This window comes from Pseudomonas sp. GW821-FHT09C08 (assembly GCF_059418125.1).
Genome location: NZ_JBWKPG010000005.1, coordinates 159,559 through 179,587, shown reverse-complemented (window position 1 = coordinate 179,587; position 20,029 = coordinate 159,559). Strand labels below are relative to the sequence as shown.

The following is a 20,029-nucleotide window of genomic DNA, read 5'->3' as shown; positions in this document are numbered from 1 at the left end:
GTCTAGCACGCCCCTGCCTGCTAAACTGCGCAGCTAAGCCAAGGTGCCAAGAGAATCAAGCCATGCAAAACCCACAGAACCTGATTTGGATCGATCTGGAAATGACCGGTCTGAACCCTGACACCGACGTCATCATCGAGATGGCCACCATTGTCACCGACAGCAACCTCAACACCTTGGCCGAAGGTCCGGTGATCGCCATCCACCACAGCGATGCCGTGCTCGCCACCATGGATGAATGGAACACCCGCACCCACGGCAACTCCGGCCTGACCCAGCGCGTGCGCGACAGCCGCATCGGCATGGCCGAGGCCGAGGCCGAAACCATCGCCTTCCTGGAAAAATGGGTGCCCAAGGGCAAGTCGCCGATCTGCGGTAACAGCATCTGCCAGGATCGTCGCTTCCTGTATACCCACATGAAGGCGCTGGAAAGCTACTTCCACTACCGCAACCTGGACGTGTCGACCCTGAAAGAGTTGGCCGCACGCTGGGCGCCGGAAGTCAAAGACAGCTTCCACAAAGGCAGCACGCACCTGGCGCTGGACGATATCCGCGAGTCGATCGCCGAACTGCAGCATTACCGCAAGCATTTCATCAAGGCCTGAATCTGTGGCGCCTGGCCCGGCGCCTTCGCGAGCAAGCCCGCTCCCACATTCGACTGCATTCCAAAGGTGGAACTCGGTTAAATGTGGGAGCGGGCTTGCTCGCGAAGGGCGCGACGCGGTCTTTCGCCACGCGCCCTCTTTTGGTGCCATCAGCAAATGATTAGACTGCCGGCCTCTCTGCAAGGATCGCCATCATGCTGCTGATGCTCTACCTCATCGCCATCACCGCCGAAGCCATGACCGGTGCGCTGTCTGCCGGTCGGCGTGGCATGGACTGGTTTGGCGTGGTGTTGATCGCATGCGTGACGGCGCTGGGGGGCGGCTCGGTGCGCGATGTGCTGCTCGGCCACTACCCGCTGACCTGGGTCAAACATCCCGAATACCTGGTGCTGACCTCCGTCGCCGCACTGGTGACGATCTTTATCGCGCCGCTGATGCGCCACCTGCGCTCGCTGTTCCTGGCGCTGGATGCCGTCGGCCTGGTGGCCTTTACCCTGATTGGCTGCATGACCGCCCTGGAAATGGGCCACGGCATGCTGGTGGCGTCGGTCAGCGGGGTGATCACCGGCGTGTTCGGCGGCATCCTGCGGGATATCTTCTGCAACGACATCCCGCTGATCTTCCGCCGGGAGCTGTACGCCAGCGTGTCGTTCCTCGCCGCCTGGTTCTACATGCTCTGCCTCTACCTGGAGCTGCCGAGCGAGCAGGCGATTCTGCTGACCCTGTTCAGCGGCTTTCTATTGCGCCTGCTGGCGATCCGTTTTCACTGGGAAATGCCCAAGTTCGTCTACAACGACGACGTGCACTAGCGCTCGGCGTGCTGCTTGAGCGCCCATTCCACGTGTTCGCGCACCAGGTCCGAGGGGTAGTCACGGCGCGCCTTCAGGGCTTCCAGTACCGGAATGCTCGACGGTGCGTTGCCCAGGCCGACGGCCAGGTTGCGCAGCCAGCGTTCGTAACCGGCGCGGCGTAGCGGCGAGCCTTCGGTGCTGCTGAGGAATTTATCTTCATCCCACATAAACAGCTCGGCCAGCTCGGCGTTGTCCAGGTTGTGCCGTGGCTTGAAATCACTTTCGGCGGTGGAGCGGGCGAAACGATTCCACGGGCAAACGATCTGACAGTCATCGCAGCCGAATACCCGGTTGCCGATCAGCGGGCGCAGGTCCTCAGGGATCGCGCTCTTGAGTTCGATGGTCAGGTAGGAAATGCACCGTCGGGCGTCCAGCACATAGGGCCCGACGAAGGCATTGGTGGGGCAGATGTCCAGGCACGCCGTGCAGCGCCCGCAGTGTTCGGTGCTGTGCGGCGGGTCCACGGGGAGCGGCAGATCGACAAACAGTTCGCTCAAGAAGAAATAGCTGCCGGCCTTGCGGTTGAGTACCAGGGTGTTCTTGCCGATCCAGCCGAGGCCGGCCTTCTCGGCGATGGCTTTTTCCAGCACCGGCGCGCTGTCGACAAAGGCGCGAAAGCCGAACGGGCCGATCTGCGCCTGAATGCGGTCGGCCAGTTGCTGCACGCGTTTGCGGATCAGCTTGTGGTAGTCGCGGCCCAGGGCGTAGCGCGAGATATAGGCTTTTTCCGGCTTGGCCAGCAGTTGCGCCATCTGGGTGTCGCCGGGCAGGTAATCCATGCGCAGCGACACCACGCGCAAGGTGCCGGGCACCAGTTCATCGGGGTGGGAGCGTTTGCTGCCATGGGCGGCCATGTACTCCATCTCGCCGTGATAGCCCGCGTCGAGCCAGCGTTGCAGGTGCTGCTCATGCTCGGCCAGGTCCAGGCCGCTGATGCCGACTTGTTGAAAGCCCAGCTCGCGGCCCCAGTCTTTGATCGATTGGGCGAGGGCGGGCAGATCGGAGGTAATAGCAGGCATGAGACACGGGAAACCACGGGTTAGATGGGTATAATTCTGCCAGACATCGGAGCTTGAAGACGCATGCCGCAGACAAAACACGAAATAACCGACGTTCAGCCGCTGTTGCACGGCCAATTGCCGCAACTGGCTGCACGGTCCCCTGACGCCCATAAAGGCCAGTTCGGCCACCTGCTGATGATCGGTGGCGACCGCGGTTTTGGCGGCGCTGCCTTGCTGAGCGCCGAAAGTGCCCTGCGCAGCGGCGCGGGCATGGTGTCCCTGGCGACTCGCCTGGAGCACGTGCCCGCCGCACTGGCGCGCTTGCCGGAAGTCATGACCGTCGGCGTCAGTTCGGCCAACCAATTGATGGGCTTGCTGGAAAAAATCTCGGTGATCGTCATTGGACCGGGGCTGGGCGAGGCGTCCTGGGGCAAAAGCCTGTTGTCAGTCGCGGCGAATGCCCGGCTGCCGCAGGTCTGGGACGCCGATGCGCTCAATCAGCTGGCCACCGGCAGCATCAGCCTGCCGGCCAACTGCGTGATCACTCCGCACCCTGGCGAAGCGGCCCGCTTGATGGGCATTTCGACAGCCGAGGTTCAGGCCGATCGTCTTAAGGTGGCGCGCGCGTTGAGCCAGAAATTCAATGCAGTGGCTATCCTCAAGGGGGCTGGCAGTTTGATCGCCAGTCCGGACGGGCGTGTGTCGCGCTGCGATCAAGGTCACCCGGCCATGGCGACGGCGGGCCTGGGGGATGTACTCGCCGGCCTGGTCGGCGCTCTGCTGGCCCAGGGCATGCCGGCTTATGAAGCCAGCTGCCTGGCCGTGTGGCTGCATGCCACGGCGGGGGATCGCCAGGGCACCTTTGGTCGGGGGCTGGCTGCCAGTGACCTGATCCCTGCCATTCGTCAATTGCTGGAGGAACAGTCGCCGTGTCTGAAGTAATCCTTTTCCTGGCCGATGAAGAGGCCATGGTTGCTTTCGGTCAGCGCATCGCCCAGGTCACGTCCGGGGCCGGGTTGATCTTTCTCGAAGGCGACCTGGGGGCGGGCAAGACTACCTTGTCGCGTGGGATTATTCGTGGCCTGGGCCACACGGGCGCGGTCAAAAGCCCGACATTCACCCTGGTCGAGCCTTACGAGATCGGCGCGATTCGCGCGTTCCACTTCGACCTCTATCGCCTGGTGGACCCCGAAGAGCTGGAGTACATGGGTATCCGTGATTACTTCGATGAAGATGCGTTGTGCCTGATCGAGTGGCCAGATAAAGGCACAGGCTTTTTGCCAAAGCCGGACCTGACCATTACCATTACGCCGCATGAGCATGGACGTCAGCTGAAGTTGTTGCCCCAGAGCGCGCGCGGCCAGTCGTGGTGCGCCGCTTTGGCATTGGAATTCAAATAATTGATGGGGTTAGGTATGCGCTTTCGCGCGTTGGTTAGTGTCGTAGGGGTGTTGCTTGCGGCAATGACTGTCAATGCTCTGGCGGCTTCACAGGTGAAAAGTGTGCGCCTGTGGCGAGCGCCGGATAACACGCGACTGGTGTTCGACCTGTCTGGCCCGGTCCAGCACAGTGTCTTTACCCTGACGTCGCCTGATCGCCTGGTGATCGATATCAACGGAGCGACCCTGGCCGCGCCGCTGAAAGTCTCCACCGCCAATACCCCGATTACCGCCATGCGCTCGGCTCAACGCACGCCGACCGACCTGCGCGTGGTCATCGACCTGAAAAAAGTCGTGACGCCTAAAAGTTTCTCCCTGGCCCCGAATGCCCAGTACGGCAACCGACTGGTGGTCGACCTGTTCGACAACGCCGCCGATGCTGCGCCTCCACCGGCGCCGACGCCAAGCGTGGCCACGGTGCCGGCGGTGCCGGTCAACCCGTCGCAGCCGCAGGTCAAGCTGCCACCACCGCCGCCAGCCCCGGCTGGCAAGCGTGACATTATCGTGGTGATCGACGCCGGCCACGGCGGCGAAGACCCGGGCGCTTCCGGCTCGCGCGGCCAGCATGAAAAAGACGTGGTACTCGCCATCGCCCGTGAGCTGCAGCGCCAGATCAACGGCATGAAAGGCTATCGCGCTGAATTGACCCGTACCGGCGACTACTTCATCCCGTTGCGCGGCCGTACCGAAATCGCACGCAAGAAGGGCGCCGACCTGTTCGTCTCGATCCACGCCGACGCCGCCCCTTCAGCGGCGGCCTTCGGCGCCTCGGTGTTTGCCTTGTCGGATCGCGGCGCTACGTCCGAGACTGCGCGTTGGCTGGCCGACAGCGAAAACCGTTCCGACTTGATCGGCGGGGCCGGCAACGTGTCTCTCGACGACAAGGACAAGATGCTCGCTGGCGTGCTGCTCGACCTGTCGATGACCGCCTCGCTGACCTCCAGCCTGAACGTCGGGCAGAAGGTCTTGAGCAATATCGGCCGGGTGACCTCGTTGCACAAACAGCGCGTGGAACAGGCCGGGTTCATGGTGTTGAAGTCGCCGGATATCCCGTCGATCCTGGTGGAAACCGGGTTTATCTCCAACTCCAACGAGGCGTCGAAGCTGGCCAGTGCCAGCCACCAGCAGGCACTGGCGCGTTCGATCAGCGCCGGCGTGCGCCAATTCTTCCAGCAGAACCCGCCGCCGGGCACGTATATCGCCTGGCTGCGCGACTCCGGGAAAATCGCCCAGGGCCCGCGTGATCATCGCGTGCAGCCTGGCGACACGCTGGCCATGCTGGCCGTGCGCTTCCAGGTGTCGGCAGCGACCTTGCGCAGCGCCAACAACCTGAAGACCGACGAGCTGAAAGTCGGCCAGGTGTTGACCATCCCCGGCACTGAACTGGCGGCACAGTAATGAGCGAATCAGTCTTGAACAGTGGTTCGCGCATCGAGCTGCTCAGCCCGCGCCTTGCCAACCAGATTGCGGCGGGCGAGGTGGTTGAACGCCCTGCCTCGGTGATCAAGGAGTTGCTGGAAAACAGTATCGACTCCGGCGCCAAGCGCATTGATGTCGACGTGGAACAGGGCGGCGTCAAGCTGCTGCGCGTGCGTGACGATGGCAGCGGCATCTCCTCGGATGACCTGCCGCTGGCCCTGGCCCGTCACGCCACCAGCAAGATCCGCGACCTGGAAGACCTCGAACGAGTCATGAGCCTGGGGTTTCGGGGTGAGGCCCTGGCTTCCATCAGCTCGGTGGCCCGCCTGACCCTGACCTCACGCACGCGCGGCGCCGAGCAGGCCTGGCAGGTTGAAACCGAAGGCCGTGACATGGCGCCGCGGGTCCAGCCGGCTGCGCACCCGGTGGGCACTTCGGTGGAAGTGCGTGACCTGTTCTTCAACACCCCGGCGCGGCGCAAATTCCTCAAGGCCGAGAAAACCGAATTCGATCACCTGCAAGAAGTCATCAAGCGCTTGGCTTTAGCGCGTTTTGATGTGGCGTTCCACTTGCGCCACAACGGCAAGACCATCCTCAGCCTGCACGAAGCCAATGACGACGCCGCGCGCGCCCGGCGGGTGTCGGCGGTGTGTGGTGGCGGGTTCCTGGAGCAGGCGCTGCCGATCGAAGTCGAGCGCAATGGCTTGCGCCTGTGGGGCTGGGTCGGTCTGCCGACCTTCTCCCGCAGCCAGGCGGACTTGCAGTACTTCTTTGTGAACGGTCGCGCGGTACGCGACAAGCTGGTGGCCCACGCGGTGCGCCAGGCGTATCGCGATGTGTTGTTCAACGGCCGTCATCCGACGTTTGTGCTGTTTTTCGAGGTCGACCCGTCGGTGGTCGACGTCAATGTGCACCCGACCAAGCACGAAGTGCGTTTTCGCGATGGGCGCATGGTGCATGACTTCCTCTACGGCACCCTGCACCGCGCCTTGGGGGATGTACGCCCGGATGACCAGCTGTCCGCGCCAATTGTGACCGCTGTAGTACGGCCAAGCGGACCGGAAGCCGGGGAATTCGGCCCTCAGGGCGAGATGAGCCTGGCCGGCAACCTGCTGCAATCGTCGCAACCGCAGCCGAGCTACACCGCGCCGGGCGCGGGGTCGGGGGCGGGTTATCAGTATCAATACACGCCGCGTCCGCAATCCGCAGTGCCGGTGGCCGAGGCACAGGCGGCCTATCGCGAGTTTTTCGCGCCGCTGCCGGGTGCCGAGCCAGGCGCCGTTGCCCTGCCGGAAGGCGGAGGAGACATCCCGCCGCTGGGCTACGCATTGGCACAGCTCAAGGGTATCTACATCCTCGCGGAAAACGCCCATGGCCTGGTGCTGGTAGACATGCACGCCGCTCACGAGCGGATCATGTACGAACGCCTGAAGATCGCCATGGCCAGCGAAGGCCTCAGCGGCCAGCCGTTGCTGGTGCCGGAGTCCCTGGCCGTGAGCCAGCGCGAGGCCGATTGCGCCGAAGAGCACCACGCGGTGTTCCAGAAGCTGGGCTTCGAACTGCAACGCCTGGGCCCGGAAACCCTGGCGATCCGCCAGATTCCCGCGCTGCTCAAGCAGGCCGAGGCCAATCGCCTGGTTGCCGACGTACTCGCTGACCTGATGGAGTACGGCACCAGCGACCGCATCCAGGCGCACATCAACGAGTTGCTCGGTACCATGGCCTGCCACGGTGCCATCCGCGCCAATCGCCGCCTGGCCCTGCCGGAAATGAACGGTTTGCTGCGCGACATGGAAAACACCGAGCGCAGCGGGCAATGCAACCATGGCCGGCCGACCTGGACCCAAATGGGCCTGGACGACCTGGACAAACTGTTCTTGCGCGGCCGTTGATGAGTGCCTTGCCCCCCGCCATCTTCCTGATGGGTCCTACTGCAGCCGGCAAGACCGACCTGGCCATCGAGCTGACCAAGGTGCTGCCGTGCGAGCTGATCAGTGTCGACTCTGCCCTGGTTTACCGGGACATGGACATTGGTACGGCCAAGCCTTCAAAGGCGCTGTTGGCACAGTATCCGCATCGGTTGATCGACATTATTGACCCGGCGATGAGCTATTCGGCGGCGGATTTCCGTACCGACGCGCTGGCGGCCATGGCCGAGATCACCGCGCGGGGCAATATTCCGCTGCTGGTGGGCGGTACGATGCTCTACTACAAGGCTTTGCAGGAAGGCCTGGCCGATATGCCGCCCGCCGACGCCCAGGTCCGCGCCGAGCTTGAAGACGAGGCTGCGCGCCACGGCTGGCAAGCCCTGCACGACCAATTGGCGGCGGTGGATCCGGTGTCGGCGGCGCGCATTCATCCGAATGACCCCCAGCGGCTCACTCGCGCGCTGGAAGTCTGGAGGGTCAGCGGCCAGACCATGACTGAACATCGGCTGAAACAAACTGCGCAAAGTGCTGATGCAGGCGCATCTGGTCAGTCACAATTGCCCTATACTGTGGCGAATCTGGCCATCGCTCCGGCAAATCGCCAGGTGCTGCATGAACGAATTGCACAAAGATTCACAATTATGTTGGAACAGGGGTTTGTAGAGGAGGTCGTAGCACTGCGTTCCAGAGGTGACTTGCATCCGGGGTTACCTTCGATACGTGCTGTAGGCTACCGCCAAGTCTGGGATCATCTGGATGGAAAGCTGACGTCAGCCGAAATGCAGGAGCGCGGCATCATTGCCACGCGGCAATTGGCGAAGCGCCAGTTCACCTGGCTGCGCAGCTGGAGCGATTTGCACTGGTTGGACAGCCTGGACAGCGACAATCTGTCACGCGCCTTGAAATACTTGGGAACGGTCTCCATATTGAGCTGAGTCCTTGCAATTGCCGTCTATCCTTGGGGGTGTGACGGCCATGAGCTATCTATTTTCCGATTTTTATTATTGATCCTTAAAGGAGTGCGGCACATGTCAAAAGGGCATTCGCTACAAGACCCTTACTTGAATACTTTACGTAAAGAGAAAGTGGGGGTTTCCATCTACCTGGTCAACGGTATCAAGCTGCAAGGCACGATCGAGTCGTTCGACCAGTTCGTGATCCTGCTGAAGAACACCGTCAGCCAGATGGTTTACAAACACGCTATCTCGACAGTAGTGCCAGTACGTCCGATCCGCCTGCCTAGCGCAGCGGGTGACGAACAGGGTGACGCTGAGCCAGGTAACGCCTGATAGGAGTCTCCTTTGTTCTTTGAGCGCCACGGTGGTGGTGAACGGGTAATCCTCGTTCACTTGGATGGACAGGACCCTGAGGCGCGCGAAGATCCGCAGGAGTTTCAGGAGTTGGCAAATTCGGCCGGCGCCGAGACCGTTGCGTTTTTTAACGTACCGCGTCATCGGCCAACCGCCAAATTCCTGATTGGCAGCGGCAAGGTCGAGGAGTTGCGCGACCTGGTTCACGCCGAAGAAGCCGATCTGGTGATCTTCAATCACACCCTCACGCCCAGTCAGGAACGTAACCTCGAACGTGTCTTCGAGTGTCGCGTGATCGACCGCACCGGTCTGATTCTCGATATTTTCGCCCAACGCGCCCGTACCCATGAAGGCAAGCTCCAGGTCGAACTGGCCCAGCTTGACCACATGAGCACCCGCCTGGTGCGTGGCTGGACTCACCTTGAGCGTCAAGGGGGGGGAATCGGCATGCGTGGCCCGGGTGAAACCCAGTTGGAAACCGACCGACGCCTGTTGCGGGTACGCCTGCGCCAGATCAAGGGGCGTCTCGAGAAAGTCCGCAGCCAGCGCGAGCAATCGCGTCGTGGCCGTTCGCGCGCGGATATCCCCACCGTGTCCCTGGTGGGCTATACCAACGCCGGCAAATCCACGCTGTTCAACAACGTGACCAAGTCGGACGTGTACGCCGCTGACCAACTGTTCGCCACCCTCGACCCGACCTTGCGCCGTCTGGACCTGGACGACCTGGGGCCGATTGTCCTGGCCGACACCGTGGGATTCATTCGTCACTTGCCCCACAAGCTGGTCGAGGCATTTCGGTCTACGCTCGAAGAGTCGAGCAATTCCGACCTGTTGTTGCACGTGATCGATGCGGCTGAACCGGATCGCATGCTGCAGATTGAACAGGTGATGGTGGTGCTGGGCGAGATTGGTGCCCAGGACTTGCCGATCCTCGAGGTCTATAACAAACTCGATTTGCTTGAAGGCGTAGAGCCACAAATCCAGCGCGACGAGAACGGCAAACCCCAGCGGGTCTGGCTGTCGGCGCGAGATGGCACGGGGCTGGAGCTGCTTGAACAAGCGATTGCCGAACTGCTCGGCAGCGATTTGTTCGTCGGCACCTTGCGCTTGCCTCAGCGTTTTGCTCGACTGCGTGCACAGTTTTTCGAGTTGGGCGCGGTACAGAAAGAAGAACACGACGAAGAAGGTGTCAGCTTGCTGGCCGTTCGATTGCCGCGCTCGGAGCTGAACCGGCTGGTCAGTCGGGAAGGTGTTGTACCGACAGAGTTCATCGAACAACACACTTTGCAATAAAAGCCTCCGAAAGCGGTTGTGCCGCAGTAGCAGGCATTCTGTAGCATTGGTCGGCGCGCCGTGGGTGCGTCTTTGCTTTATCAGATGGAGAGCGCTATGGCTTGGAATGAGCCGGGTGGCAACTCGAATAATCAGGATCCTTGGGGTGGTAAGCGCCGCAATAATGGCGACCGCAAGGGGCCACCAGATCTCGACGAGGCCTTCCGAAAGCTGCAGGAAAGCCTGAATGGGTTGTTCGGTGGTGGAAAAAAACGTGGTGGTGACGACGGCGGTCGCACAAGCAAGGGCGGTGGCTATGGCCTGCTGGGCCTGGGTCTTGTCGTGCTGGCGGCCGTATGGCTGTACAGCGCCGTGTACGTGGTGGACGAGCAGGAGCAGGCCGTGGTGCTGCGCTTCGGCAAGTACTACGAGACAGTCGGCCCTGGCCTGAACATCTACTTCCCGCCGATCGACAAGAAGTACATGGAGAACGTCACGCGTGAGCGTGCCTACACCAAGCAGGGCCAGATGCTGACCGAAGACGAGAACATCGTCGAAGTGCCGCTGACCGTGCAGTACAAGATCAGCAACCTGCAGGACTTTGTGCTGAACGTTGATCAGCCGGAAATCAGCCTGCAGCACGCGACCGAAAGCGCCCTGCGCCATGTGGTGGGTTCCACCGCGATGGACCAGGTGCTGACCGAAGGTCGTGAATTGATGGCCAGCGAAATCAAGGAACGCCTGCAACGCTTCCTCGATACGTATCGCACCGGTATCACTGTCACCCAGGTGAACGTACAGAGCGCAGCAGCACCGCGTGAAGTGCAGGAAGCCTTCGACGACGTGATCCGCGCCCGTGAAGACGAGCAGCGTTCGCGCAACCAGGCTGAAACCTACGCCAACGGCGTCGTGCCGGAAGCCCGTGGTCAGGCCCAGCGCATCCTCGAGGATGCCAACGGTTACCGCGACGAAGTGGTCTCGCGTGCCAAGGGTGAGGCGGATCGCTTTACCAAGCTGGTCGCCGAGTATCGCAAGGCCCCCGAAGTGACCCGCGAGCGTCTGTACCTGGACACCATGCAGGAAGTCTTCAGCAACACCAGCAAGGTGCTCGTGACCGGCAGCAAAGGTGGGCAGAACAACCTGCTGTACCTGCCGCTGGACAAGATGATCGAAGGTGGTCGTAGCAGCACCAGCGCACCGTCCACCGGTTCCAATGCCGCTGCCAACGAAGCGAGCGCCCGTGCGGCCGCTGACTTGCTGCAACAGCAAACACGTACCAGGGAGAGTCGTTGATGAGCAATAAATCGCTGACCGCCCTGATTGTGGGCGTCGTCGTGGTCATCGCTGCCTGGAACTGCTTCTATATCGTGCCTCAGACCGAGCGCGCGGTGTTGCTGCAATTCGGTCGCGTGGTCCAGGCGGATGTCCAGCCGGGCCTGCATGTGAAAGTCCCCTACGTCAACCAGGTGCGCAAGTTCGACGGCCGCCTGATGACCCTGGATGCACCGACACAACGCTTCCTGACCCTGGAAAAGAAAGCTGTGATGGTTGACGCCTACGCCAAGTGGCGCGTCAAGGATGCCGAGCGCTTCTACACCGCGACCTCCGGCCTCAAGCAGATTGCCGACGAGCGTTTGTCGCGTCGTCTGGAATCGGGCCTGCGTGACCAGTTTGGTAAGCGCACCCTGCACGAGGTGGTATCCGGTGAACGTGATGCGCTGATGGCTGACATCACGCGTTCGTTGAACGCGATGGCGGAAAAAGAGCTGGGCATCGAAGTGATCGATGTGCGGGTCAAGGCCATCGACCTGCCGAAGGAAGTGAACCGCAGCGTGTTCGAGCGTATGAGCACCGAGCGTGAGCGTGAAGCACGTGAGCATCGCGCCAAAGGTAACGAGCTGGCTGAGGGTATCCGTGCGGATGCTGACCGTCAGCGCCGTGTACTGCTGGCCGAAGCCTACCGCGAGTCTGAAGAGGCGCGTGGTGATGGTGATGCTCAAGCCGCGGCGATCTACGCCAAGGCCTACGGCCAGGACCAGGAGTTCTACGCGTTCTACCGTAGCCTGCGCGCCTACCGTGAAAGCTTCGCGAACAAAACCGACGTCATGGTGCTGGACCCAAGCAGCGACTTCTTCCGCTACCTTGAAAAGTCCAAGTAACCAGCCGGTGATTCTGTAGGAGTGACTCCGTCGGGCGGCTAAAACGCCTGGCGGGGTGATCCTTTCAGAAAACGGGTGTATGATGCGGCAGCCGGGAAATTCCCGGCTTTTTTGCGTCTGCATGTTTGATTGTTGTTTGGCCGCGCAGACGCCACAGTTTTTCGAGGAAAGTGCCCGACGAGGCCGTTTGCAGGCCGTTCGTCACGTCGTTCTTGCGCGTTGTTTATGCAGGGGCCGGGTATTTTCTGCTTCACTCAAGGCTCGGCCGAGGGCTGGCCGCCCGGATCATAGGGGAATGGCGTAATGGCAACGGTAGACCGCTGGCTGCTGCCAGATGGCATCGAAGAAGTACTGCCACCAGAAGCTGCGCGCATTGAAGTAGCGCGTCGCCAGGTGTTGGATCTGTTCCAGAGCTGGGGTTACGAGTTCGTCGTGACCCCCCATATCGAGTACCTGGAATCCCTGCTGACCGGCGCGGGCCAGGACCTGGATCTGCGCACCTTCAAGGTCATCGACCCGCAGTCGGGTCGGCAAATGGGTTTCCGTGCCGACATCACGCCGCAAGTGGCGCGCATTGATGCGCACACCCTGCGTCGCGAAGGTCCGAGTCGCCTGTGCTACGCCGGTAGCGTGCTGCATGCTCAACCGCGCGCCTTGTCGTCTTCGCGCAGCCCGATCCAGTTGGGCGCCGAGTTGTACGGCGATGCCAGCCCGAGCAGCGACGTCGAAGTGATCAGCCTGATGCTGGCCATGCTGCAACTGGCCGATGTGCCGGATGTCCACATGGATCTCGGCCACGTCGGTATCTACCGTGGCCTGGCCCGTGCGGCCGGTCTGTCCGGTGAAGTGGAACAACAGTTGTTCGATGCCCTGCAACGCAAGGCCATCGATGAAGTCATCGCCCTGACCGAAGGTGTGCCTGCGGATTTGGCCGGCATGCTGCGCGCGCTGGTCAACCTGTGCGGCGGCCGTGAAGTGCTGGCGGCGGCGCGTGAGCGCCTGGCCAATGCGCCGGCGCCGGTATTGGCTGCACTGGATGATGTGTTCGCGATCGCCGAGCAGTTGTCGGCGCGCTTCCCCGAGTTGCCGCTGTATTTCGACCTGGGTGAGTTGCGTGGCTACCACTATCACACGGGCGTGGTGTTCGCGGTGTTTGTACCGGGTGTTGGCCAAGCCATCGCCCAGGGTGGTCGTTACGACGATATCGGCGCCGACTTCGGTCGTGCGCGTCCGGCCACCGGCTTTTCCACCGATTTGAAAACCCTGGTGACCCTGGGGCGTGCTGAGGTCGAGCTGCCGTCTGGTGGCATCTGGATGCCCGACAGTACGGACGCAGCACTCTGGCAGCAGGTTTGCCAGTTGCGCAGTGAGGGTCAGCGTGTTGTCCAGGCCTTGCCTGGGCAGCCATTGGCCGCCGCCCGTGAAGCGGACTGCGACCGGCAATTGATTCTGCAGAACGGGCTTTGGCAAGTATCGCCACTGGCTTCTTGAGTTTTCCTGCCGGCCATCGCCGGCACCAAGTTTGCGCGAATGAGGACAAGTGTTATGGGTAAGAATGTCGTAGTCCTGGGCACCCAATGGGGTGATGAGGGCAAAGGCAAGATCGTTGATCTGCTGACCGAACATGCTGCCGCCGTAGTGCGCTACCAAGGTGGCCACAACGCTGGCCACACCCTGGTCATCGATGGCGAAAAAACCGTCTTGCACCTGATCCCGTCGGGTGTACTGCGCGAAGGCGTGCAGTGCCTGATCGGTAACGGCGTGGTGGTCGCACCTGACGCCCTGCTGCGCGAGATCACCAAGCTGGAAGAGAAAGGCGTACCGGTGCGTGAGCGCCTGCGTATCAGCCCGTCCTGCCCGCTGATCCTGTCCTTCCACGTTGCGCTGGACCAGGCCCGTGAAAAGGCCCGTGGCGAGCTGAAGATCGGTACTACCGGTCGCGGCATCGGCCCGGCGTACGAAGACAAGGTTGCACGTCGTGGCCTGCGTGTGGGCGACCTGCTCAACATGCCGCGCTTTGAAGACAAGCTGCGTGAGTTGGTGGACTACCACAACTTCATGCTGGTCGGTTACTACAAAGAGCCAGCCATCGAATTTGAAAAGACCCTGGCTGAGTGCAAGGAATACGCCGAGCTGCTCAAGCCGCTGATGCTGGATGTGACTGCCGAGCTGCATGACCTGCGTCGCGCTGGCAAAGACATCATGTTCGAAGGCGCCCAAGGTTCGTTGCTCGACATCGACCACGGTACCTACCCTTACGTGACCAGTTCCAACACCACCGCGGGTGGCGTTGCGACCGGTTCGGGCGTTGGCCCGATGTTCCTGGACTACATCCTGGGCATCACCAAGGCTTACACCACGCGCGTAGGTTCGGGTCCATTCCCGACTGAGCTGTTCGACGAAGTCGGTGCACACCTGGCCAAGCAAGGTCACGAGTTCGGCGCAACTACCGGCCGTGCCCGTCGTTGTGGTTGGTTCGACGCCGTCATCCTGCGTCGCGCTATCGATGTGAACAGCATCTCGGGCATCTGCCTGACCAAGCTGGACGTACTCGACGGTCTGGAAACCATCAACATCTGCATCGGTTACAAAGATGCGGAAGGCAACGACGTTGCCCCGACTGACGCTGACAGCTACGTGGGCCTGCAGCCTGTGTACGAAGAAGTGCCGGGCTGGACCGAATCGACCGTGGGCGCCAAGACCCTGGAAGAGCTGCCAGCCAATGCGCGCGCGTACATCAAGCGCGTTGAAACGCTGATCGGTGCTCCGATCGACATTATTTCGACGGGCCCGGACCGCAACGAAACCATCGTTCTGCGTCACCCGTTCGCGTAATAAGCTGTTGATGTAAAAAGCAAAGGGCTCCTTCGGGAGCCCTTTGTCGTTTCTGCCGGGCAAACGGCACGACCCTTGCTTTGGTTCTCTCTTTCGCGGTGCTATCAAATTAATGGCACCCGTGGTGGAGGGATTCCCAGATGTCTGCCGTTCTCTCATTGTTACAAAGCCGTCTGTTGCGGCCGGTGTTCGTTACCCTAGGTATCGCTCTTTTGGTGCAAGTGCTGGTGGCGGTCGCTCTGACCCGGAGCACAGTCACGGCGCTGGAAGCTGATTTGGGCAATCGCCTGGGTATCGACAGCCAGAAACTGTCCGGCGAATTGGCCCAGGCTGGCAAAGAGGTGACTTCCAGCCTCGACAGCTTGTCGTCCAGTACTCGTCAGCGCCTTACCGCCGGGTTGTCCACGCGTCTGCAGGAAGAGCAGAAGCAACTACGTGCGACCCTGGAAAAAGACCTGCAGGACTCCGCTAACGATATGGCTCAACTGCTTGCCTCGGTAGCGCCGCGCGCCATGTGGGACAGCGACGTGCCGACGCTGTCGGAGTTTGCCCGCCGTGCCCAGCGCAATCCCAACGTGTTGTTTGTGGTGTATGACGATGCGGCGGGTGAGCACCTCACGCGCTACCTGAATCGAGAAAACCCGATCAACCAGGCGCTGCTGGAAAAGGGCCAGGGCGAACGCGCGTTGGACAAAGTGTTGAATGCGGCCAAGACCGATCCGTCGGTGTATTACGTCGAGGCGTCCATCAGTCCTAATGGCGTCGAGATCGGCAAGGTCCGCATGGGGGTTTCGACTGCCTCGGTCGAGGCTGACCTGGCCGCGCTGGACAAGCGTTTTGCTGCACTGATTGCCAGCGGTGACCAGTTGGTGGGCGACAGCCTCAAGGGCGCCGCTGCCGATAGCGCGGCCGCCATGGGCGCGCGGTTGCAGTCGGCGCAAGCCACTGCGACCCAGATGACGGCCAACACCTCCAGCGCTGTCCAGGAGGCTGCCGGCACCTTGCGCTGGCGCATCGGCATGGGGCTCGCGGTGGTTGGCTTCGGCGTATTGCTGCTGATCGCGATCGTGCTTGGGCGGCGCGTGGTCAATCGCCTGAAGCTGTTGATTGCGGCCATGGATGATCTGGCGGCGGGCGAGGGCGACCTCACCAAGCGTGTACAGATCAGCAGCAAGGACGAAATCGGCGACATGGCCTCGGCGGTCAATCGCTTTGTGGATAAGTTGCAGCCTATCGTGCGTGAAGCCGGTGATGTGGCCCAGCGTACCGGTGTGGAAATCGGCGCCATGACCCTGCGCAATGCGGGTGCCGATGCCGCCGCTGGCCTGCAGCGTGACGAAGTCGCCGAAAGCCTGCGCGCGCTGTCGCAAATGGCCGACGAGGCCCAGGCCGAAAGTCATGCGATGCAGGCCGCATTGCAGCAGGTGGTGGATATTCGCCAGGCAACCGATGAGAACTCGCGCACCTCGGCCGAAGTCGGCAGCCTGATCGAAGCGCTGGCCGGGCAGGTGCAAGCCGGTTCGCAGGTGATTGAGCGCCTGGCGCAGCAAAGCGAGCAGATCGAAGTGGTGTTGACGGTGATCCATGGTATTGCCGAACAGACCAACCTGTTGGCGCTTAACGCGGCCATTGAAGCGGCGCGCGCCGGCGAGACCGGGCGTGGTTTTGCAGTGGTGGCGGACGAAGTGCGTGCGTTGGCCAGCAAGACCCAAAGCTCTACTGGTGACATTCAGGCGCATATCGCGGCCCTGCAGCAGGGCGCGCGCGAGGCGGTGGAAACCATTGGCAAGGCCGGACGCCAGGCCAACGAAGGCTTATTGGTGCTGCGCGATAGCGTGCGCCTGCAGCAAACGGTGCAGGCTTCGGTGGAGCAGGTGCACGCGGCCATCGGCCTCGCCACGCGCGCGGCCGAGCATCAAGCGCAGGGCGCGCATGCGGTGCGTGGGCGGGTCGAGGTGATCCATGCCCAGGCCGAACGTGCGGCGCAGGCGGTGGTGGAGACCACGGCCAGTGGCAAGGTACTTGATGGGTTGGCTGCACAGTTGAAGGCGAGCCTGGGGCAGTTCCGGGCTTGATGTCGCCTGTTTCGGCCTCATCGCAGGCAAGCCAGCTCCCACACTTGACCGTATTCCAATGTTGTAACGATCGAGTGTGGGAGCTGGCTTGCCTGCGATGGCGGCTTCAGCGGCTCAAGTACATCCGCGTCGTCAGCAAATACACCGGCAGTCCCGAGACCAAAATCAACAACGCCGCATAGGGCGCCGCCGCCGCGAATTCCACATTCGAGGTGTGCGCCCACACCGCCGTGGCCAAGGTGTTCAGCCCGGTCGGGCTGAGCAGCAGCGTCGCCGTCAATTCCTTCATCGCATCCAGGAACACCAGTGCAAACGCCGCGCCCAATGCCGGGAAAATAATCGGCAAGGTCACTCGGCAAAACGCGCTGAACGACGACGCGCCCAGCGTACGTGCGGCTTCTTCCAGCTGCGGCGCCGCCTTGTTCAGGGCGGTACGGATCGGCGCCTGCGCCAGCGGCAGAAACAGCAGCGCATAAGCAATCAACAGCAACGCCGAGGTCTGGTACAGCGCCGGCACGTAATGCAGGGCGAAATATACCAGTGTCAGCGCAATCACCAGGCCGGGCAGGGCGTGCAGCAGGTAGGGCAGGCGTTCGGCCCAGAGCGCCAGTTGGCCTTTGTAGCGCACCACCAGCAGCCCCACCGGCACTGCCAGTACCAGGCACAGCGCGGCGCCGCCCAGCGAGAGTGCCAGGGAAGACAGCAGCGCCTCGCCAATTTCGGCCGCTGGAAACGCCGCCGACGAACCAACTGCCAGCCAATACCCGAGCATGCCCAGGGGAATGCCGCTGCCGATGATCGCCAGCAGCAAGCAATACACTTGGCCCAGTGGCGCCCATTTACCCAGTCGAACCTGCTCCGCGTGCCGCGCCGCGCCCTGGCCGATACGCACGTGCCGGCCTTTGCCGCGCACGCGCAACTCCAGCCACAGGAGCGTCAGGCACATCACCAGCAGCACCGCCGAGAGCATCGCGGCATTCGCATTGCTGAATTCCAGTTCGAACTGTTGGTAGATCGCGGTGGTGAACGTCTGCAATCCGATGATCGACAGCGCACCGAATTCCACCAGCATGTGCAGGGCAATCAACAGGGCTCCGGCCAGCAGCGATGGCCACAGCAGCGGCAATGTCACCCTAAAGAATATGCCCCAGCGGTTGAGTCCCAGGGTGCGGGCCGACTCTTCCAGCGAGGGGTCAAGATTGCGCAGGGTCGCCGCCACCGGCAAGAACACCAGCGGGTATTTGGACAGGCTCATCACCAGGATCGCCCCGCCGAGCCCTTCGAATTGGGCGCTCAGCGACACCCAGGTAAAGCTGCTGACAAACGCCGGCACCGCAAACGGCAGGCACAGGATCACGCCCCAGATGCGCCGTCCCGGCAGGTTGCTGCGCTCCAGCAGCCACGCCAGGGACAGGCCGATCACGGCGCACGCGACCGTCACCCCGACCATCAGCGCCAAGGTGTTGCGCAGCAGTCCAAACACGTAAGGCCGCCACAGCAAGTGCACCGCTTCTGCCCAGCCTGCCTGCCAGGCCTTCAGCCCGACATACACCAGCGGCAGCAGGCTCAGGCCCACCAGGAGCAGGACGGGGAGCAACAACCAGATCGAGGGACGCTTGCGTCGCGGGGTGAAATCCCCGCGCAGGGCGGGGGCGGGTGGCGATGGGTTCATCAGTTCAAGCCAACGTCACGTTCCAGGTCCAGGGCCTCTTCGGCGTTACCCAGGTCGGCAGGCGTGACTTTCGGCGGTTGCAGCTCGCTGAAGGGCTTGAGGCCACGGTTGGATTCCATGCCCTTGCGCAGCGGGTATTCGGCCGAGGTGTTGGTGATCACGCGCTGGCCTTCTTCACTGGCCATGAACGCCAGCAGCTGCTGTGCTTCCTGGGGGTGTTTGCTGGATTTCAGTGCTGCTGCCGAAGACACGGTGATCAGGCCGCCGGCATCGCCATTGGTGAAATAATGCAACTGGGAGTCCAGGTTGGTTTTTTCCTTCTTCAGGGCAAACCAGTAGTAGTTGTTCACCAGCACGGTAGCCACTTCGCCATTTTCCACGGCTTTGAGGGCGACCATGTTGTTGCTGTACACCTTGCCGAAGGCGCGCAGGCCGGTCAGCCATTCTTCGGCGGCTTCGCGGCCGTGCAGTTTGATGATCGCCACGGCCTGTTCCTGGAACGCGCCGCTGGTGGGCACGAAGCCGACCTTGCCTTGCCACTCGGGACCGGCGAAATCCAGTACCGACTTGGGCAGGTCTTTTTCGGCGATCAGTTTAGGGTTGAACGCCACGACGCGGGTACGTGCGGTCACGCCCATCCAGTCGCCGTTGCTGCCGACGTAGTCCTTGGGCAACACCGCGAGCGTGCTGGCATCGATCTTCGCCAGCAGGCCTTGCTCGCCGAGCTTGTTCAGGGGCGGTGACTCTTCGGTGTAGATGACGTCGGCAGGGGAGCGCTCGCCTTCTTCCACGACCTGGCTGGCCAGCTGGTTGCTGCTGCCTTTGCGCACATTGACGTGGATGCCGGTCTTGGCTTCGAAGGCCTTGGCGAGTTCATCGCCGACTTCTTTGTGTTGGCCGTTGTACAAGGTCAGGGAAACCTTGTCGGCGGAATAGGCACTGGGCGAGAGCAGGGTCAGGCCGAGCAGAGTGATGGTCAGGCCACGCAGAAGGGATGTCTTGAGACGGGTATCGCGGATCATCATCCGGGGTTTTCCTCACTTGAGTGCAACAAATCATTGCAAGGATAAACGATAAAGTTTCTCAGGTGCGGACGGGAGGGTAAATCGGGCGGGAAAGTTTCCAGGCTGATGTTTTCAAACCCCGGAAACGAAAAAACCCGCTTTCGCGGGTTTGATCTGAATTTGGTGCCCAGGAGAAGACTCGAACTTCCACGACCTTGCGATCACCAGCACCTGAAGCTGGCGTGTCTACCAATTTCACCACCTGGGCATTATCAACAACGCTTGCGCTGTTGATGGAGCGAACTATACGGAGGGCTTTTTGATCTGTAAACCCCTGATATCAAAAATATAAATCGGGATTCACGTTAAAAATCAAAGGCCTGAAACGAAAAAACCCGCTTTCGCGGGTTTGATCTGAATTTGGTGCCCAGGAGAAGACTCGAACTTCCACGACCTTGC

Annotated in this window: 17 protein-coding genes and 2 tRNA genes (1 of these 19 cut by a window edge); 14 read left to right on the top strand and 5 right to left on the bottom strand. The window is 61.7% G+C overall.

Going from position 1 to position 20,029, the window contains the following annotated elements; translation table 11 throughout:
• Positions 1–62: 62 nt before the first annotated feature.
• Together orn and AC07OJ_RS18875 are read left to right on the top strand one after the other, a co-directional pair.
• Positions 63–605, top strand: coding sequence for an oligoribonuclease (orn, locus tag AC07OJ_RS18880; protein WP_233893557.1), 543 nt, complete (start codon positions 63–65; stop codon positions 603–605).
• A 191-nt stretch (positions 606–796) separates the two neighbouring features.
• Positions 797–1,414: a trimeric intracellular cation channel family protein gene (locus tag AC07OJ_RS18875; protein ID WP_174555870.1), complete on the top strand. Its 618-nt coding sequence runs from the start codon at positions 797–799 to the stop codon at positions 1,412–1,414.
• On the opposite strand, the gene queG is transcribed toward AC07OJ_RS18875, so the two are convergent.
• Positions 1,411–2,475 carry a tRNA epoxyqueuosine(34) reductase QueG gene (queG, locus tag AC07OJ_RS18870; protein ID WP_065900109.1) on the bottom strand — a complete coding sequence of 355 codons (1,065 nt, stop codon included), beginning with the start codon at positions 2,473–2,475 and terminating at the stop codon, positions 1,411–1,413. The genes AC07OJ_RS18875 and queG overlap by 4 nt on opposite strands.
• Before the next feature lie 63 nt (positions 2,476–2,538).
• Here queG and AC07OJ_RS18865 point away from each other — a divergent pair, with 63 nt between their 5' ends.
• The 12 genes from AC07OJ_RS18865 (at position 2,539) to AC07OJ_RS18810 (ending at position 16,894) form a co-directional block, all read left to right on the top strand.
• Entirely contained in the window at positions 2,539–3,399 is an 861-nt protein-coding gene (locus tag AC07OJ_RS18865) for an NAD(P)H-hydrate dehydratase (protein ID WP_201143426.1), read from the top strand.
• The gene (gene tsaE / locus AC07OJ_RS18860) at positions 3,387–3,857 is read left to right on the top strand and encodes a tRNA (adenosine(37)-N6)-threonylcarbamoyltransferase complex ATPase subunit type 1 TsaE (protein ID WP_495094974.1); all 471 of its coding nucleotides are present in this window, start codon (positions 3,387–3,389) and stop codon (positions 3,855–3,857) included. Before AC07OJ_RS18865 ends, tsaE begins: the two co-directional genes overlap by 13 nt.
• Positions 3,858–3,860: 3 nt before the next feature.
• A complete protein-coding gene (locus AC07OJ_RS18855; RefSeq protein WP_201143427.1) occupies positions 3,861–5,294 on the top strand; it encodes an N-acetylmuramoyl-L-alanine amidase in 1,434 nt (477 codons plus the stop codon).
• Positions 5,294–7,207, top strand: coding sequence for a DNA mismatch repair endonuclease MutL (mutL, locus tag AC07OJ_RS18850; RefSeq protein WP_065900116.1), 1,914 nt, complete (start codon positions 5,294–5,296; stop codon positions 7,205–7,207). The genes AC07OJ_RS18855 and mutL overlap by 1 nt, the downstream gene beginning before the upstream one ends.
• Positions 7,207–8,178 carry a tRNA (adenosine(37)-N6)-dimethylallyltransferase MiaA gene (gene miaA, locus AC07OJ_RS18845; RefSeq protein WP_065900118.1) on the top strand — a complete coding sequence of 324 codons (972 nt, stop codon included), beginning with the start codon at positions 7,207–7,209 and terminating at the stop codon, positions 8,176–8,178. Before mutL ends, miaA begins: the two co-directional genes overlap by 1 nt.
• Before the next feature lie 93 nt (positions 8,179–8,271).
• Positions 8,272–8,532: an RNA chaperone Hfq gene (hfq, locus tag AC07OJ_RS18840; RefSeq protein WP_003188059.1), complete on the top strand. Its 261-nt coding sequence runs from the start codon at positions 8,272–8,274 to the stop codon at positions 8,530–8,532.
• Between the two features lie 12 nt (positions 8,533–8,544).
• Positions 8,545–9,846 carry a ribosome rescue GTPase HflX gene (gene hflX / locus AC07OJ_RS18835; protein ID WP_065900120.1) on the top strand — a complete coding sequence of 434 codons (1,302 nt, stop codon included), beginning with the start codon at positions 8,545–8,547 and terminating at the stop codon, positions 9,844–9,846.
• Between the two features lie 96 nt (positions 9,847–9,942).
• Positions 9,943–11,118, top strand: a complete 1,176-nt coding sequence (hflK, locus tag AC07OJ_RS18830; protein ID WP_028615515.1) for an FtsH protease activity modulator HflK — start codon at positions 9,943–9,945, stop codon at positions 11,116–11,118.
• Entirely contained in the window at positions 11,118–11,984 is an 867-nt protein-coding gene (hflC, locus tag AC07OJ_RS18825) for a protease modulator HflC (RefSeq protein ID WP_495094973.1), read from the top strand. Before hflK ends, hflC begins: the two co-directional genes overlap by 1 nt.
• Before the next feature lie 303 nt (positions 11,985–12,287).
• Positions 12,288–13,475, top strand: a complete 1,188-nt coding sequence (locus tag AC07OJ_RS18820) for an ATP phosphoribosyltransferase regulatory subunit (RefSeq protein WP_106805318.1) — start codon at positions 12,288–12,290, stop codon at positions 13,473–13,475.
• 54 nt (positions 13,476–13,529) lie between these two features.
• Positions 13,530–14,819 (top strand): adenylosuccinate synthase, encoded by a 1,290-nt coding sequence (locus AC07OJ_RS18815; RefSeq protein WP_120447494.1) that lies wholly within the window; start codon positions 13,530–13,532, stop codon positions 14,817–14,819.
• Between the two features lie 140 nt (positions 14,820–14,959).
• The gene (locus tag AC07OJ_RS18810) at positions 14,960–16,894 is read left to right on the top strand and encodes a methyl-accepting chemotaxis protein (protein ID WP_495094972.1); all 1,935 of its coding nucleotides are present in this window, start codon (positions 14,960–14,962) and stop codon (positions 16,892–16,894) included.
• Positions 16,895–17,000: 106 nt separating this feature from the next.
• Here the strand turns inward: AC07OJ_RS18810 and AC07OJ_RS18805 are convergent, their stop codons facing one another.
• The 4 genes from AC07OJ_RS18805 to AC07OJ_RS18790 form a co-directional block, all read right to left on the bottom strand.
• Positions 17,001–18,566, bottom strand: coding sequence for an ABC transporter permease (locus AC07OJ_RS18805; protein WP_495094971.1), 1,566 nt, complete (start codon positions 18,564–18,566; stop codon positions 17,001–17,003).
• Positions 18,566–19,591 (bottom strand): iron ABC transporter substrate-binding protein, encoded by a 1,026-nt coding sequence (locus tag AC07OJ_RS18800; RefSeq protein ID WP_065900132.1) that lies wholly within the window; start codon positions 19,589–19,591, stop codon positions 18,566–18,568. The genes AC07OJ_RS18805 and AC07OJ_RS18800 overlap by 1 nt, the downstream gene beginning before the upstream one ends.
• A 160-nt stretch (positions 19,592–19,751) precedes the next feature.
• A tRNA-Leu gene (locus AC07OJ_RS18795) sits at positions 19,752–19,838 on the bottom strand.
• Positions 19,839–19,991: 153 nt separating this feature from the next.
• A tRNA-Leu gene (locus AC07OJ_RS18790) sits at positions 19,992–20,029 on the bottom strand (it continues 149 nt past the right edge of the window).